16 protein-coding genes are annotated in these 14,800 nt (G+C 63.9%); 11 read left to right on the top strand and 5 right to left on the bottom strand.

Going from position 1 to position 14,800, the window contains the following annotated elements; translation table 11 throughout:
* The first annotated feature begins 88 nt into the window (after window positions 1–88).
* From IG169_RS03730 to IG169_RS03720, 3 genes are read left to right on the top strand one after another with little or no spacing between them, the layout of a single operon-like run.
* Window positions 89–868, top strand: coding sequence for an IclR family transcriptional regulator (locus IG169_RS03730; RefSeq protein WP_193174823.1), 780 nt, complete (start codon window positions 89–91; stop codon window positions 866–868).
* Complete coding sequence (locus IG169_RS03725) at window positions 865–1,527, top strand: HAD-IA family hydrolase (RefSeq protein ID WP_193174822.1); 663 nt, start codon at window positions 865–867, stop codon at window positions 1,525–1,527. The genes IG169_RS03730 and IG169_RS03725 overlap by 4 nt, the downstream gene beginning before the upstream one ends.
* A complete protein-coding gene (locus tag IG169_RS03720; RefSeq protein ID WP_193174821.1) occupies window positions 1,524–2,876 on the top strand; it encodes an aspartate aminotransferase family protein in 1,353 nt (450 codons plus the stop codon). The genes IG169_RS03725 and IG169_RS03720 overlap by 4 nt, the downstream gene beginning before the upstream one ends.
* 16 nt (window positions 2,877–2,892) lie before the next feature.
* Here the strand turns inward: IG169_RS03720 and IG169_RS03715 are convergent, their stop codons facing one another.
* The 3 genes from IG169_RS03715 to IG169_RS03705 are packed head-to-tail and all read right to left on the bottom strand — an operon-like array spanning window position 2,893 to window position 5,777.
* The gene (locus IG169_RS03715) at window positions 2,893–3,210 is read right to left on the bottom strand and encodes a 2Fe-2S iron-sulfur cluster-binding protein (protein WP_428982229.1); all 318 of its coding nucleotides are present in this window, start codon (window positions 3,208–3,210) and stop codon (window positions 2,893–2,895) included.
* 6 nt (window positions 3,211–3,216) lie between these two features.
* Entirely contained in the window at window positions 3,217–4,506 is a 1,290-nt protein-coding gene (locus IG169_RS03710; protein WP_193174819.1) for a type I glutamate--ammonia ligase, read from the bottom strand.
* Window positions 4,507–4,517: 11 nt separating this feature from the next.
* The gene (locus IG169_RS03705) at window positions 4,518–5,777 is read right to left on the bottom strand and encodes a cytochrome P450 (protein ID WP_193174818.1); all 1,260 of its coding nucleotides are present in this window, start codon (window positions 5,775–5,777) and stop codon (window positions 4,518–4,520) included.
* 96 nt (window positions 5,778–5,873) lie between these two features.
* Between IG169_RS03705 and IG169_RS03700 the strand changes: the two genes are divergently transcribed.
* Window positions 5,874–6,587: a type 1 glutamine amidotransferase gene (locus tag IG169_RS03700; protein ID WP_193174817.1), complete on the top strand. Its 714-nt coding sequence runs from the start codon at window positions 5,874–5,876 to the stop codon at window positions 6,585–6,587.
* Here the strand turns inward: IG169_RS03700 and IG169_RS03695 are convergent.
* Together IG169_RS03695 and hpaR are read right to left on the bottom strand one after the other, a co-directional pair.
* Window positions 6,559–7,209: a GntR family transcriptional regulator gene (locus IG169_RS03695; protein ID WP_193174816.1), complete on the bottom strand. Its 651-nt coding sequence runs from the start codon at window positions 7,207–7,209 to the stop codon at window positions 6,559–6,561. The two genes, IG169_RS03700 and IG169_RS03695, sit on opposite strands and share 29 nt — an antisense overlap.
* Window positions 7,210–7,321: 112 nt before the next feature.
* Window positions 7,322–7,780 (bottom strand): homoprotocatechuate degradation operon regulator HpaR, encoded by a 459-nt coding sequence (gene hpaR, locus IG169_RS03690; RefSeq protein WP_193174815.1) that lies wholly within the window; start codon window positions 7,778–7,780, stop codon window positions 7,322–7,324.
* A 116-nt stretch (window positions 7,781–7,896) separates the two neighbouring features.
* Between hpaR and IG169_RS03685 the strand changes: the two genes are divergently transcribed.
* From IG169_RS03685 to hpaH, 7 genes are read left to right on the top strand one after another with little or no spacing between them, the layout of a single operon-like run.
* A complete protein-coding gene (locus IG169_RS03685; RefSeq protein ID WP_193174814.1) occupies window positions 7,897–8,283 on the top strand; it encodes a 5-carboxymethyl-2-hydroxymuconate Delta-isomerase in 387 nt (128 codons plus the stop codon).
* 4 nt (window positions 8,284–8,287) lie between these two features.
* Entirely contained in the window at window positions 8,288–9,799 is a 1,512-nt protein-coding gene (gene hpaE / locus IG169_RS03680) for a 5-carboxymethyl-2-hydroxymuconate semialdehyde dehydrogenase (RefSeq protein WP_193174813.1), read from the top strand.
* A 45-nt stretch (window positions 9,800–9,844) separates the two neighbouring features.
* Window positions 9,845–10,699, top strand: coding sequence for a 3,4-dihydroxyphenylacetate 2,3-dioxygenase (hpaD, locus tag IG169_RS03675; protein WP_193174812.1), 855 nt, complete (start codon window positions 9,845–9,847; stop codon window positions 10,697–10,699).
* A gap of 24 nt (window positions 10,700–10,723) precedes the next feature.
* Window positions 10,724–11,704, top strand: coding sequence for a 3,4-dihydroxyphenylacetate 2,3-dioxygenase (gene hpaD, locus IG169_RS03670; RefSeq protein ID WP_193174811.1), 981 nt, complete (start codon window positions 10,724–10,726; stop codon window positions 11,702–11,704).
* A 9-nt stretch (window positions 11,705–11,713) separates the two neighbouring features.
* Window positions 11,714–13,135: a pyridoxal phosphate-dependent decarboxylase family protein gene (locus IG169_RS03665; RefSeq protein WP_193174810.1), complete on the top strand. Its 1,422-nt coding sequence runs from the start codon at window positions 11,714–11,716 to the stop codon at window positions 13,133–13,135.
* A complete protein-coding gene (locus tag IG169_RS03660) occupies window positions 13,128–13,991 on the top strand; it encodes a fumarylacetoacetate hydrolase family protein (protein ID WP_193174809.1) in 864 nt (287 codons plus the stop codon). The genes IG169_RS03665 and IG169_RS03660 overlap by 8 nt, the downstream gene beginning before the upstream one ends.
* Window positions 13,988–14,794, top strand: coding sequence for a 2-oxo-hept-4-ene-1,7-dioate hydratase (gene hpaH / locus IG169_RS03655; RefSeq protein WP_193174808.1), 807 nt, complete (start codon window positions 13,988–13,990; stop codon window positions 14,792–14,794). Before IG169_RS03660 ends, hpaH begins: the two co-directional genes overlap by 4 nt.
* Window positions 14,795–14,800: the final 6 nt, after the last annotated feature.

The raw sequence follows: 14,800 nt of genomic DNA, 5'->3' as shown, positions 1-14,800 counted from the left end.
TTCTTCCTCTGTCAAGGAGTTTGGAAAAGCGCCTGCAGATTCCTTTCCTGCGGTCAAGAACACTGTCCAGGACCAGGGGAAATCCCGAATGGGAACCGTGTCTAAAGCATTGTCTTTGTTGTCGAATTTCAATCAGTCGCGAACGGAGATCGGGCTGAGCGAGATGGCGCGGCTGGCCGGGATCAACAAGGCGACAGCCTACCGCCTGCTGAGCGAATTGCAGGAGAGCGGCTTCATCGAACAGGCCGGAACCGACCGATCCTACCGCCTCGGCGCCGAAGTTCTCCGCCTTGCCAGGCTCCGCGAAGCCGCCGTTCCGCTGACTACCGCGTCGCGCGGCATTCTCGAACGCCTTGCCGGCGAGACGCACGAAACCGCGCATGTCAGCATTGTCCGCGGCATGCAGTTGAATGCCCTTGCGCATGTCTATTCGCCGAAACATGCGACGCGCGTGATGATGGAGGACGCCGAAACGCTGTCGCTTCACGCCACGGGGTCCGGACTGGCGGTGCTCGCCTTCTCGCCGGACGATTTCATCGACGCCGTTCTGGCGCGGCCGCTGACCAGGCATACGCCGGACACGGTGACCGATCCCGACGCGATCCGCGCCTTGCTCGCGCCGATCCGCGAAGCCGGCATTGCCGAATCGGTGGGTGGGTTCGAGGCCGAAGTGCACTCCCACGCCGCGCCGGTATTCAATTCCGACGGCGCGCCGATCGGCGCCATCGCCGTCGCCGCGCCGGTGTCGCGCGTGACCCCGGATCGTATCGAGATCATTCGCCGCGCCGTCCTGTCCGGCGCGATCGAATTGACACGGGCGATTGGCGGCTTCGTTCCCGAATGCTTCCCGCAGGCGGCCGCCGCATGACGAAGGCCTTGATCCTCGATTTCGGCGGCGTCGTCACGCGCACCCTGTTCGAGACGCATGACATGACCGAGGCCGCGCTTGGCCTGCCCGCCGGCACGCTGCAATGGCGCGGTCCGTTCGACCCGGACAACGACCCGCTCTGGCGCGACATGCAGGCGGACCGCATCTCCGAACGCGATTACTGGCTGCAGCGCACGAGAGAGACCGGCGCATTGCTCGGCAAGAACTGGACGCAAATGTCGGAGTTCGTTCGCGCCGCCAGAGGCGGCGATCCCGATGCGGTCATCCGGCCCGAATTTCGCGCTGCGCTGGACACGGCAAGGAAGGCGGGCGTGAAACTCGCCATACTCTCGAACGAACTCGACCTGTTCTACGGCGAGGATTTCCGCGACAAGCTGCCGTTTCTCGACGGCTTCGACGTCGTCGTCGACGCGACCTACACCGGGATCCTGAAGCCCGATCCGCGCGCCTACCAGGCCTGCCTCGACCAACTCGGCCTGCCGGCGGGCGACTGCGTCTTCGTCGACGACCAGATGCGCAACATCGAGGGTGCGCGCGCCGTCGGGCTCCAAACCGTTCACTTCAACGTTCGCCAGCCGCGCGAAAGCTATGCCGAAGCGCTGTCACTGCTGGAACTCGCCGATGGGAGAATGACATGAAAGATTCCAATTTTCTGAAGGAAAACAACGCCCGCCACATGTGGCACCCGATGGCGCACCCCGCCGACAGCCTCGCCAATCCGCCGAAGATCATCACCGGCGCCGAAGGCGTGCGCATCCGCGATGTCGACGGTCACGAAGCGCTCGACGCGGTCGGCGGTCTCTGGAACGTCAATCTCGGCTTCTCCTGCCAGCCGATCAAGGAGGCGATCGCCGCACAGCTCGACAGCCTTCCCTATTATTCGACCTTCCGCGGCACCTCGAACGATGCCGTCATCGAGCTGAGCTGGATGCTGCGCGATTTCTTCGCGCCGGACGGCCTGACCCGCGCCTTCTTCACGTCGGGCGGATCCGACAGCGTCGAGACCGCGCTCCGCCTTGCCCGCCAGTACCACAAGGTGCGCGGCGAGGCCGGACGGGTGAAGTTTCTGAGCCTGAAGAAGGGTTATCACGGCACCCATTTCGGCGGCGCCAGCGTCAACGGCAACGCCAATTTCCGGACCCAGTACGAACCGCTGCTGCCGGGCTGCTTCCACATCCCGGCACCCTATACCTATCACAATCCGTTCAACGAGACCGATCCTGCGAAACTGGCCCGGCTCTGCGCCTCCGCGCTGGAGGACGAGATCGCCTTCCAGGGTGCGGGCACCATAGCCGCCTTCATCATGGAGCCCATTCTCGGCGCCGGCGGCGTCATCCCGCCGCACGAAAGCTTCATGCCGATGGTACGCGAGATCTGTGACAGGAACGGCATCCTGCTCATCGCCGACGAGGTCATCACCGCCTTTGGCCGCACCGGCGGTTGGACCGGCTCGCGCCTCTGGGGCGTCAAGCCCGACATGATGTCGACGGCCAAGGCGATCACCAACGGCTACTTTCCGTTCGGCGCCGTCTTGCTCTCCGACAAGGTGGTCGAGGTCTTCGAATCCGACACGACGGGACGCGCCGCCATCGGTCATGGCTACACCTATTCGGGCCACCCGGTCGGCGCCGCGGCCGCGATCGCCTGCCTTAAGGAAACCGAAAGGCTGAAGGTCAACGAGAATGCCGCGGCGCGCGGCGCGGAACTCTTCGCCGGCCTGAACGGCCTCGCCGAAAAACATGACCTGATCGGCGATGTGCGCGGCGGCCATGGCCTGATGTGCGCGCTGGAACTCGTTTCCGACCGCGCCGCCAAGACGCCGATCGACAAGGCGACCATCGGCAAGATCTACGAGGCGACCTACCGGGCCGGCGTGATGGTGCGGGTCTCCGGCCCCAACATCATCATGTCGCCGCCGCTGGTTCTCACGGCGGACGATGTCGCGAAGATCGTGTCGGCGCTCGACGACGGATTTGCGGCCGCCTGATAAAGGACGTTGCCGATCAGGGTTCGGGAACGATCAGGACGAGGCCGTCAAGCGCATCCGAAGCGGTGATCTGGCAGGACAGCCGGCTCGACGGCAAGCGCTCGGCTTCCGCGACATCCAGCATCGCATCCTCGTATTCGCCGGCCTCGCCGGTCGCTTCCCGCCACGCCTCGTCGACATAGACATGGCATGTGGCACAGGAGAGATTGCCGCCGCACTCTCCGACCACATGCGGCACGTTGTTGGCCACCGCGGCTTCCATCATGTTCAAACCGTTTGCCACGTCGGCGGCGATTTCGCTGCCGTCGGCGAGTTTCCAGGTGACTTTCATTATTCGGCCTCACACAAAATAGACGTAGAAATCGCGCAACGCGTCGCCTTCGAGATCGCGCGTCTTCTTGACCTCTTTTTCCTTCATGAACACGTGGTTGGCGACGAGCCCGGCACCCACCGCCTCGGCCAGCGCCGTGTCCGCCGCAAGATCGGCCGCCGCACCCTTCAGGTCGATCGCCGTGCCCTCTTTCGCATCCGTGTTGTCGAAGCCGTCACCCGTCTCGATCGGCGGCAATGTGTAGCCGTTTTCCACCCCGAGCCGGGCCGCCTGCAGGATCGCGGCGACGGCGGTGTAGGGATTGGCCGTCGCATCGGCCATGCGGTGTTCGAGCCGCGCCTTCGGGCCGCCTTCCGACGAAATACGCGTCGTGACATTGCGGTGGTCGCCGCCCCAGTTCTGCCAGTAGCCGGACAGCGATCCCGGCTGCAGGCGCTGGTACGAGTTCGCGGTCGGCGCGACGAGGCCCGCGAGCCCCTTGTGATGCTGCAGCAGTCCGGCAAGGCATCCGCGCGCCAGGTCGTTCATGTGATCGGGCCCGCCCCGCTCGCCGGTCGACAGCGCATTGCCGCCCGTGCCGTCGACGAAGGAGAAGTTGATATGCATGCCGGATCCGCCGCATTCGGCGATCGGCTTGGGCATGAAGGTCAGGATCACGCCGTATTCCAGCGCGATTTCCCGCGCCATCAGGCGAAACAGCACGATGTCGTCCACCGCCTTGACCGCGTCGTCGAAGGTCAGCGTGTATTCGAATTGCGGCGAATCGAACTCGGCCGTCACCATGTCGAGCGAAAAGCCGAGTTCGTCGGCCATTTCCCAGATCCGGTCGTTGAACCGCAGCGGATCCGCGAACGGCCCGGTTCCGTAGACGACACCGCCCGGACTGTCATAGGGCATCAGCCGCCCGTTCTCGTCGGCGACCATCGCATAGGCTTCCAGCTCGATACCGACCTTCGGTGTCAGCCCCTTCTTCTGCCAGTCCGCCACGGCGCGCTTCAACGCGCCGCGCGGGCACAGCTCGAGCGGCTCGCCGGCATCGTCGTAAAGATCGCCGATCACGATCTTGGTCGCGTCGTCCCAGCTGTCGCGGATATCGTCGTGCCGCCAGACGAGTTCCATGTCGGGCAGGCCCTGCATCATCATCGCGCCGGGCGCGTTCAACAGGTCGCGGTCGTAATGCACACCGAAGGTCGAGCGGCAGAAACGCGTCGAGGCGTCGCCGATCTTCGATCCCGGCAGATACTTGCCGCGCACGATGCTCAGGTGGTCGCAAAAGACGGCGCGCAATCTGGTCTTCATGAAGCTGTTCCTCAGGCCATTTCCACGGAGACGGGCAGGCTCTTGATACCACCGACGAAATTGGATCGGAGGAATTTATGCGGACCGGCCGGCTCGATCGCCTTGATCCGCCGCGCGAGTTCCTGGAACAGGACGCGCACCTCCAGCCGTGCCAGCCACATGCCGAGACAGACATGCGGCCCACCCTGCCCGAACGACATGTGCCGGTTGGGGTTGCGATAAAGGTCCACGCGGAACGGATCCTCGAACATCGAGTCGTCGCGGTTGCCGGATGCGAACCACAACAACACCTTGTCGCCCTCGCGGATCGTCTTGCTGTGCATCTCGAAATCCCGCGTCGCGGTGCGGCGGAAATAGAGCGCCGGCGTTGCCCAGCGGATAATCTCGTCCGGCGCCGTCTCCCAGACCGCCTCGTCCGTCTGCATCTGGCCGAGCAATTCGCGCTGGTGGCACATGGCCTGGATGCCCGCGGCGATGGAATAGCGCGTCGTGTCGTTGCCGGCGGCGACCAGCAGGCAGAAGAAATTGCGGAATTCCGTTTCCGAGATCAACTCGCCGTCGCGCCCCGGCTGCAGGATCAGGTGCAGCACGCCCTCGGTATCGCCTGCGGCTGCCTTCTTCGCCATCAGCTCTTTTGCATATTCGTAGAGCTCCGCGCCCGCCGGCGAATTGAACGGCATCATCCGGAATTCGTCGGTGTCCATCTTGTCGAGGACATGGTCGGTGAAATCCGGATCGGTGTTGGCGATCAGCGCGTCGCCCTTCTCGACCAGCCAGGGCAGGTCCTCGTCGGGCGTGCCGATGATCCGGCCGAGCATGCGCATCGGCAACTGGCGGGCGATTTCCTTGGTCGCATCGAACGTGCCCAGCGGCAGCGCCTTGTCGAGGATCTCGTCGCAGAGCTCACGGATATCGTTCTCGAATTGCGCGATTACAGTTTTGGAGAACGCCTTGGCGACCTTGATCCGTGTCTTCATGTGTTCCGGCGCGTCGGTTTCCTGGAATGTGCGCCGAGCCAGATACTCCTCGTAGGACTGGTCTTCCATGCGGATGCCCTGCGCCGACGAAAACACCGCCGCGTTGCCGTTCATCGCGGTGATGTCGGCATGGCGCGTGACCGCCCAGAACCCCTTGCCGCCATCCCAGTCGCACCAGTGCAGCGGATCTTCCCTGCGCAGGCGCGCGAAGGTGTTGTGCGGCGGGCCGTCCACGAAGGCGTCGTGGCTGGAAAGATCGGCATGGCCGTCATCGGTCGGAACCCAGACTGTCAAAATGCTTCCTTTCCAACTCCCGTTTTGTGTATATTATGCGCACTCATAAATATGTAAACACATTTCTGCGGGATCCTCGTGCACCTTGCCATACTGATGACGAACACGGATGAGAGCGCCTTCGCGCATCGCCATCCGGGAGACGGCGAGAAGTTCTCTGCGCTGGTCAGAAACGTGCGCCCGGACTGGACGCTCGACGTCTTCCCGGTCAAGAACGGCGTCTTCCCGGACGACCTCTCGGCCTTCGACGGTTTCCTGATCACCGGCAGCCCCGCCTCGGTGCATGACGGCGAACCGTGGATCGACCGGCTGTTCGAAACGATCCGCGAGATCGTGAAACGCGAAATCCCGCTCTTCGGCGCCTGTTTCGGGCACCAGGCCATCGCCATGGCGCTGGGCGGCAAGGTGGAGAAAAACCCCGGCGGCTGGGTGTTCGGCCTGACGAAGGCGCACGTCGTCGACCGCACGCCCTGGATGGAGCCGCTCGGGCAGAGCCTCGCCCAATACGGGGCGCATATCGAGCAGGTGACGGAATTGCCGCAAAACGCGCGGGTGCTGATCGGCTCCGCGGCCTGCCCGGCAGGCGGCTTCGCGATTGGCGACCGCGTCTACACCACGCAGAACCATCCGGAAATGACGCCGGATTTCATCGCCGCCCTCGTCGATGAATATGCGTCGAAAATGGACGGCGACGTCATCGAAAAGGCGCGCGCATCGCTTGCCGAAAGCGCCGATTACACCGCGTTCGCCGAGAGCATCGCCCGCTTCTTCGAGCAGGCGGTCAGCCGACCGCGGCCAGCAAATCCATGACCGTGCCCCGGTCGTAGTTGAAATGCGCTTCCATCGCCGCTTCGGCCTCTTCGCGCTTGTGGCCGGTTATCAGCGTGGCGATTTCGCGGTGGTCGCGCGCTGACGCTTCCACGGAGCCCGGATAGCGGTAGCGCGCGCGGTAGTAGCCCATCAGCTTGCGCGCATTCGTCTTGATCAGATCGATCAGGAAAGGATTGCCGGCAGCCCGCGCGATCACCTCGTGGAAGCGCAGATTCAGTTGATAATAATCCGCCGGACAGCTGCTGCCGAATTCGGCCGCATGCTCCTCGCAGGCCCGCACGATGTCTTCCAGTTCCTGCGCCAGGGCGGGCGTCAGCCGCCGCGCCGCCAGGCCCGCCGCCTGCGCTTCGAGCCGCGCATGAACCTCGATGATCCCGAGAAACTCTTCCAGGCTCGGCTTGAACAACACCGCGCCCTTGCGCGCATTGCGCTGGACAAGGCCCGCCGTCTCCAGCCGGATCAGTGCTTCGCGCACCGGCGTCCTCGAAATCCCGTGCCGGGCGATCAGCGCCTGTTCGTCGATCACGTCGCCGGGGCCGAGTTTCCCCTCGTCGATCGCAAGCAGGATTGCCTCGATCACCGTGTCGGTTTGGCCGGCCATATGCGCTCCCTGAATATTTTAATGCCCGCTCTGTATATATAACGCTTTGGCCGCGATCCCAAGTCGGGCGTTACCAGGTCGGGCGTTACCAAGCCGGGTGTTGCCGGACGCGCTACAGTTTCAGCGCGTCGAGCTTGTTGAGCAGGTCGAGCAGGTCTTCGAGTTGTTCCTTGCCGAGATGCTGTTCGAGCCGCGCCATGATCCGCTCGCTCTCTGCCATATTGGAGGCGATGAGGTCGCGGCCCGACGCGGTGATGGTGATCTGCAGCCTGCGCCCGTCGGTCGGATGCGGCGTCCGGTTTACATAGCCCTTGTCGACCAGCGTGTGCAGGATCCGGGTCAGGCTCGGCAATAGCAGGCAGGAGCGTTCGGCGATTTCCGTCGGGTCCATGCCGCCGTTTTCGTCGAGCACCCGCAGCACCCGCCATTGCTGTTCGGTGACACCGGCATTGGCGAGCATCGCACGGATCGGGCCCATGACCTTTTCGCGCGCGCGCAGCAACGCGATCGGCAGGGAACGGGCCGTTGCCAGCGCCGCGGCCGGCTTGACCGGGATTTCGGTTTTTTCCATCTGATTCTTCTGCCTTTCATTTGCCGTTAGGGCAATATGCAGCCGCGCTGGAGACGCTTGACTCCACCGCTCAATAAAGTTAACATGTTAACTATTGCGATACCGGAGGAGCCGCAATGCCGCACATCATGATCGACTATTCCGCCAACATGGAAGACGCTGTCGACATGGCCGCGCTGTGCGAGTTGCTGCGCAAGACCGGTATCGAGACCGGCGTTTTCCCGATGGCGGGAATCCGCGTCCGCGCTTTCAGGGCGGATCACGTGGCGATTGCCGACGGTGATCCGCGCCACGGCTATATCGACATATCCATTCGGCTGCGCGGCGGACGGACATTCGAGGCGAAGAAAGCCGCGACCGAGAAGCTCTTTGCCGCGGCGAAAACCTATCTCGAGCCGGTGATCGCCGCGAAATCAATGGCGCTGTCCATGGAGATGCGCGACATCGACCCGGAACTGAGCCCGAAACTGAACACGATACGCGACCACCTGAAGGAAGGCTGATCCTTTGACGACCCTCGAACAGAACCTGGAAAAGCTCTCCGGCTATCTCGCCCGTTTCAGGGAACAGGGCATCCCGAACCGGATCGGCGGCGAAGACCGTCCGGCGATGTCCGGCGCCACTTTCGACAATCATTCCCCGGTCGACGAAAGCTTCATCTGCACCGTCGCCAGAAGCGGTGCCGCCGATATCGACGCGGCGGCACAAGCCGCCAGGGCCGCCTTCCCGGCCTGGCGCGATTTCGGCGCGGAAAACCGCAAGAAGATCCTGCACCGTATCGCTGACCGCATTGTCGCGCGCGCCGACGAGATCGCCATGGCCGAATGCTGGGATACCGGCCAGGCATTTCGCTTCATGTCCAAGGCCGCGCTCCGCGGCGCCGAGAATTTCCGCTTCTTTGGCGATCGCGCACCGTCCGCCCGCGACGGCCAGGCACTGCCGTCGCCGACATTGATGAATATCACGACGCGCGTTCCGATCGGCCCGGTCGGGATCATCACGCCGTGGAACACGCCCTTCATGCTGTCGACCTGGAAGATCGCTCCGGCGCTCGCCGCCGGCTGCACGGTCGTCCACAAGCCGGCCGAATTCTCGCCGCTCACCGCGCGTATCCTGATGGAAATCGCCGAGGAGGCAGGCTTGCCCGCCGGCGTCTGGAACCTCGTCAACGGCTTCGGCGAGGACGCCGGCAAGGCGCTGACCGAGCACCCGGCGATCAGGGCCATCGCCTTTGTCGGCGAGTCGAAGACCGGCTCGATGATCATGAAGCAGGGCGCCGACACGCTGAAACGCGTGCATTTCGAGCTCGGCGGCAAGAACCCGGTCATCGTTTTCGACGACGCCGATCTCGATCGCGCGCTCGATGCCGCAATCTTCATGATCTACTCGCTCAACGGCGAGCGCTGCACCTCGTCGTCGCGCCTGCTGGTGCAGGAAACAATTGCAGACGAGTTCCAGAAGAAGCTGGTCGAGCGCGTCAACCGGATCAAGGTCGGCCATCCGCTCGACCCGGCGACCGAAATCGGCCCGCTGATCCACAAGACGCATTTCGACAAGGTCACATCCTATTTCGACGTCGCCCGGAAGGACGGCGCGACCATCGCCGCCGGCGGCGAGGCCGTTGGCGGTGAAGGCTACTTCGTCAAGCCGACGCTGTTCACCGGAGCCCGCGCCGACATGCGCATCGCTCAGGAGGAAATCTTCGGCCCGGTGCTGACCGCGATCACCTTCAAGACCGAGGACGAGGCGCTCGACATCGCCAACAGCGTCGAATACGGCCTGACCGGCTATGTCTGGACCAACGACCTGACCCGGGCGCTGCGCTTTACCGACAAGCTCGAGGCCGGCATGATCTGGGTGAATTCGGAAAATGTCCGCCACCTGCCGACACCCTTCGGTGGCGTCAAGGCCAGCGGCATCGGCCGCGACGGCGGCGACTGGTCGTTCGAGTTCTACATGGAACAGAAACATATCGGCCTTGCCACCGGCCGGCATCACATTCCGCAACTCGGCAAGTAAGAACGACGGGACAACCGCCGGTGCCGCTCACGGGGAGGAAACAAGATGGGTGAAATTGTACTGGCCGCCAAGGTCACGCATGTGCCGACACTCCAGATGTCCGAGCAGGAAGGACCGCTCAAGGGAAAACGCCAACCGGCCATTGACGGCCATCTGGAGATCGCGCGCCGCGCAAGAGAGCTCGGCGCCGACACGGCGGTGATCTGCGACACCCACTGGCTTGTGAATGCGGGCTTCCACATCAATGCCAATCACCGCTTCAAGGGGCTGCTGACGTCCAGCGAGTTTCCGCAGTTCATCCGCGACATGCCCTATGACCACCGGGGCAATCCCGAACTGGGCGACGCCATCGCCGAGAAAGCGACCGAACTCGGTGTCTACACGCTCTCCCATCACCTCGACTCGCTGGACCTCGAATACGGGACGCTGGTCCCGATGCATTTCATGAGCCGCGAACACGACATGAAGGTTGTCTCGGTCGCGGCCTTCTGCACCGTCCACGATCACGACGAAAGCCGCACTGTTGGCGAGGCGATCCGCGCTGCTGTCGAGGCCTCGGACAGCAAGGTGCTGCTGCTCGCCTCCGGCTCGCTCTCCCACAAGATCTGGTCGAACAAGGACTATGCGCCGAATAACGGCACCTTCACCATCTCGTCCGAGTTCAACCGCCAGGTCGATTTGCATGTGCTGGAGATGTGGAAGCGCGGCGACCACGCGACCTTCCTGAAGATGCTGGGCGATTACTCCGATCACTGCTCGGGCGAAGGCTCGATGCACGACACGGCGATGCTTTATGGCGCTCTCGGCTGGGATGCCTATACCGGCAAATGCGAGGTCGTGACGGAATATTTCCCGAGCTCCGGCACCGGCCAGACAAACGTGATCTTCCCCGTCACCTGACGCGATCAGAAACAGAGAACAACGATGTCCATTCCCGCTCCCGTCCTCTATCCGCCGTTCAACATCGTGCGCCTGTCGCATGTCGAATTGACGGTGACGGACCTCGCCCGAAGCCGCGCCTTCTATGTCGACACGCTGGGCCTTCAGGTCACAGACGAGACCGCCGACGTGATCTATCTGCGCGCCATGGAAGAGCGCGGCCATCATTGCATCGTGCTGCGCAAGGAGGAGACGGCGGTCGCCCGCGACCTCGGTTTCAAGGTCTTCGACGAGGACAACCTCGACAAGGCAGAGCATTTCTTCAAGGGCAAGGGCCTGCCGGTCGAATGGGTCGAGCGGCCCTATCAGTCACGCACCTTCCGTACCCGCGATCCGCACGGCATCCCGCTGGAATTCTACAGCCGCATGGACCGACTGCCGCCGATCCATCAGCAATACAGGCTCTATCACGGCGTGAAACCGCTCAGGATCGACCATTTCAACTGCTTCACGCCGAATGTCGACGAGTCGGTCGCCTTCTACAACGAGATCGGTTTCCGGGTGACGGAATACACCGCCGACGAGGAAACCGGGAGACTCTGGGCGGCCTGGACCCACCGCAAGGGCGGCGTCCACGACATCGCCTTTACCAACGGCCGCGGCCCGCGCCTGCACCACACCGCTTTCTGGGTGCCGACCCCGCTCAACATCATCGACCTGCTCGACCTGATGGCGACGACCGGCTGGGTTTCCAACATCGAGCGCGGACCGGGCCGGCACGGCATTTCCAACGCCTTCTTCCTTTATATCCGCGATCCCGACGGCCACCGCATCGAGATCTATTGCTCCGATTACCAGACGGTCGATCCCGATCTCGAACCGATCAAATGGGACCTGAAGGACCCGCAGCGCCAGACGCTGTGGGGCGCGCCCGCGCCGCGGTCCTGGTTCGAGGAAGGCAGCCTCTTCGAGGGCACCGATATCGTCGAGCCGAGCCTGAAAGCCCAACCGATCGTCGCACCGTAAGGAAGACCCATGCGCTGGAACGAATTCGCCGAATGGGGCCGCAAGGTCTCCGACTGGGCGGTAAAATATCATGAAGGATTGCGCGACCGGCCGGTGCGCGCGCAGACCGCGCCGGGCGCGATCGCAGACGCCTTGCCGGCCGCACCGCCGGACACCGCGGAGCCGATGCAGCAGATCTTCGCCGATTTCGAATCCATCGTGATGCCCGGCATCACCCATTGGCAGCATCCGCGCTTCTTTGCCTATTTCCCGGCCAATGCCGCGCCCGCCTCCGTGCTGGCGGAATACCTCGTCTCGACCATCGCGCCGCAATGCATGCTCTGGCAGACATCGCCCGCCGCGACCGAGATGGAGACGGTGATGCTCGACTGGCTGCGCCAGTCGGTCGGCCTGCCGGAAGGCTTCGCCGGCGTCATTCAGGACAGTGCGTCGTCGGCAACACTTGCCGCCGTCCTGACCATGCGCGAAAAGGCGCTCGGCTGGGACGGCAACACATCCGGCCTCGCCGGCCAGACGCCGCTGCGTATCTATTGCTCGCGCGAGGTACACACATCGATCGACCGCGCGATCTGGGTGTCCGGCATCGGCGAGGCCAATTTGCGCCGCATACCGGTCACCGGCGAAAACCGCGGCATGGACGCCGCCGCGCTCGATGCGGCGATCCGCGAGGATGTCGCCGCCGGTTTCAGGCCGGCCGGGATCATCGCCTGCATCGGCGGCACCGGCGTCGGCGCCATGGATGATCTGACCGCGGTCATGCCGGTCGCCAAGGCGCACGGTCTTTACGTCCATGTCGATGCGGCCTGGGCTGGCGCGGCGATGATCTGCCCCGAATTCCGGCATTACTGGGCCGGCGTCGAGGAGGCCGATTCCGTCGTCTTCAATCCGCACAAATGGCTCGGCGCGCAGTTCGACTGCTCGGCCCATTTCATCCGCTCGCCGGACGATCTGGTGCGCACGCTCGCCATCCAGCCGGAATATCTCAAGACCCATGGCGCCGAAGGCATCATCAACTATTCGGAATGGTCGGTGCCGCTCGGCCGCCGCTTCCGCGCCCTGAAGATCTGGTTCCTGATCCGCGCCTATGGCCTCGACGGCCTGCGCCGGATGATCCGCAACCATGTCGCTTGGTCGCAGGCGCTTGCCGAACGCCTGCGCGCCGAACCGGATTTCGAGATCGTCACCGAACCGGTCCTGTCGCTGTTCTCGTTCCGCTATCGGCGCGACGGCGCCGACCCGGACGCGCTCAATCTCGCGCTGGTGACCGCCATCAACAATGACGGCCGCATCTACCTGACCCAGACCCGCGTCGACGGTGACCTCGTCATCCGTTTCCAGGCCGGCCAGTTCGACGCAACCGAGGACGACGTGAAATTGGCCGGCGATGTCATCCTCGAAGTCGCGCGCGCCATGGAGACGCCGAATGCCTGACCGGATCGCAAGTTTTTCCGCCGGCGGCGAATCCTTCTACGGCGTTGTCGCCGAGGACGGCATGATCGCCCTGTCGCCGGACTTCCCGCAATGGCCGACGCTACGCGAAGTCGTCGAGGCCGGCGCACTGGAAAAGCTGGTCGAGGCCGCGCGAGGCAAGCCGGTGACCCATCCCGGCGGGACGTTCCAATATGAAATCCCGGTTCCCGCGCCCGAAAAGATCATCTGCGTCGGCGTCAACTTCCCGGACCGCAATGCCGAATACAAGGACGGTCAGGATGCACCGAAGAACATGTCGCTCTTCGTGCGCTTTCCGCGTTCCTTCACCGGCCACGACCGGCCGCTGACCCGCCCGGAAGCCTCCGATCAGCTCGACTACGAGGGCGAGATCGCCGTGGTGATCGGCAAGGGCGGACGGCACATTCCCGAACACGACGCACTCGGCCACATCGCCGCGTTGACGCTGTGCAACGAAGGCACGCTGCGCGACTGGGTCCGCCACGCCAAGTTCAACGTCACCCAGGGCAAGAATTTCGATAGCTCCGGCGCGATGGGTCCATGGCTGGTGCCGTTCCGCGATCCGGCGCAGATCCTCGATGTCCGCCTGACCACCCGCGTCAACGGCGAGACCCGCCAGGACGACCGCACGGGCCGCATGATCTTCCCCGTCGCCAGACAAATCGCCTATATCTCGACCTTCACCACGCTGGTGCCCGGCGACATCATTGTCACCGGCACGCCGACCGGCGCCGGCGCGCGTTTCGATCCGCCGGTTTTTCTCAAACCCGGCGACGAGATCGAGATCGAGGCGGAGGGAATCGGCATCCTGAAGAACGGCGTGGCGGACGAGACATGACGCTTTCGAAAGACGAAATCGAACGGGCGGCCGAGGATCTTTTTCGCGCCGACGCGACCGGCCGCCAGATCGGCCTGCTGACCATCCGCCACCCGAAAATGCAGATGACCGACGCCTATGCGGTGCAGGCCGCGCTTGTCCGCCGCAAGCTGGAAGCCGGCCGCAAGGTGATCGGCTGGAAGATCGGCCTGACCTCCAGGGCCATGCAATATGCCCTCGATATCGATATTCCCGACTCGGGCGTCCTGCTCGACGACATGGCGTTCGACAACGGCGCGGCCATTCCTGCCGGCCGCTTCATCCAGCCCCGCATCGAGGCGGAAATCGCCTTCGTCATGAAGGCGCCGCTGGCCGGCGAAGGCGTGACACGCGACGACGTGATCGCCGCAACCGACTACGTCGCGCCATCACTGGAGATTCTCGACACCCGCATCCTGCGTGCCGACCCGGCAACCGGCCAGGCGCGCAAGATCTGCGATACCATTTCCGACAACGCCGCCAATGCCGGCATCGTTCTCGGAAACGAAAAGCACCGCGTCGACGATTTCGACCTGCGCTGGGCCGGCGCAATCGTTTCGCGCAACGGCGAGGTCGAGGAAACCGGCCTTGGCGCCGGCGTCTTGAACGACCCGGTCACCGGCATCGTCTGGCTGGCGCGTCGCATGGCGGAATACGGCCAGCGCATCGAAGCCGGCCAGGTCATCCTGTCCGGCTCCTTCATCCGCCCGGTCGAATGCCCGCCCGGCGCGAAGATTCATGCCGATTTCGGCCCGTTCGGAACCGTATCCTGCGATTTTGCCTGAGGAACC

This window comes from Oricola nitratireducens (assembly GCF_014904745.1).
Taxonomy (GTDB): Bacteria; Pseudomonadota; Alphaproteobacteria; order Rhizobiales; family Rhizobiaceae; genus Oricola; species Oricola nitratireducens.
The sequence above is the reverse complement of the archived record's forward strand: the minus strand, read 5'-3'. Positions and strand labels throughout refer to the sequence as shown.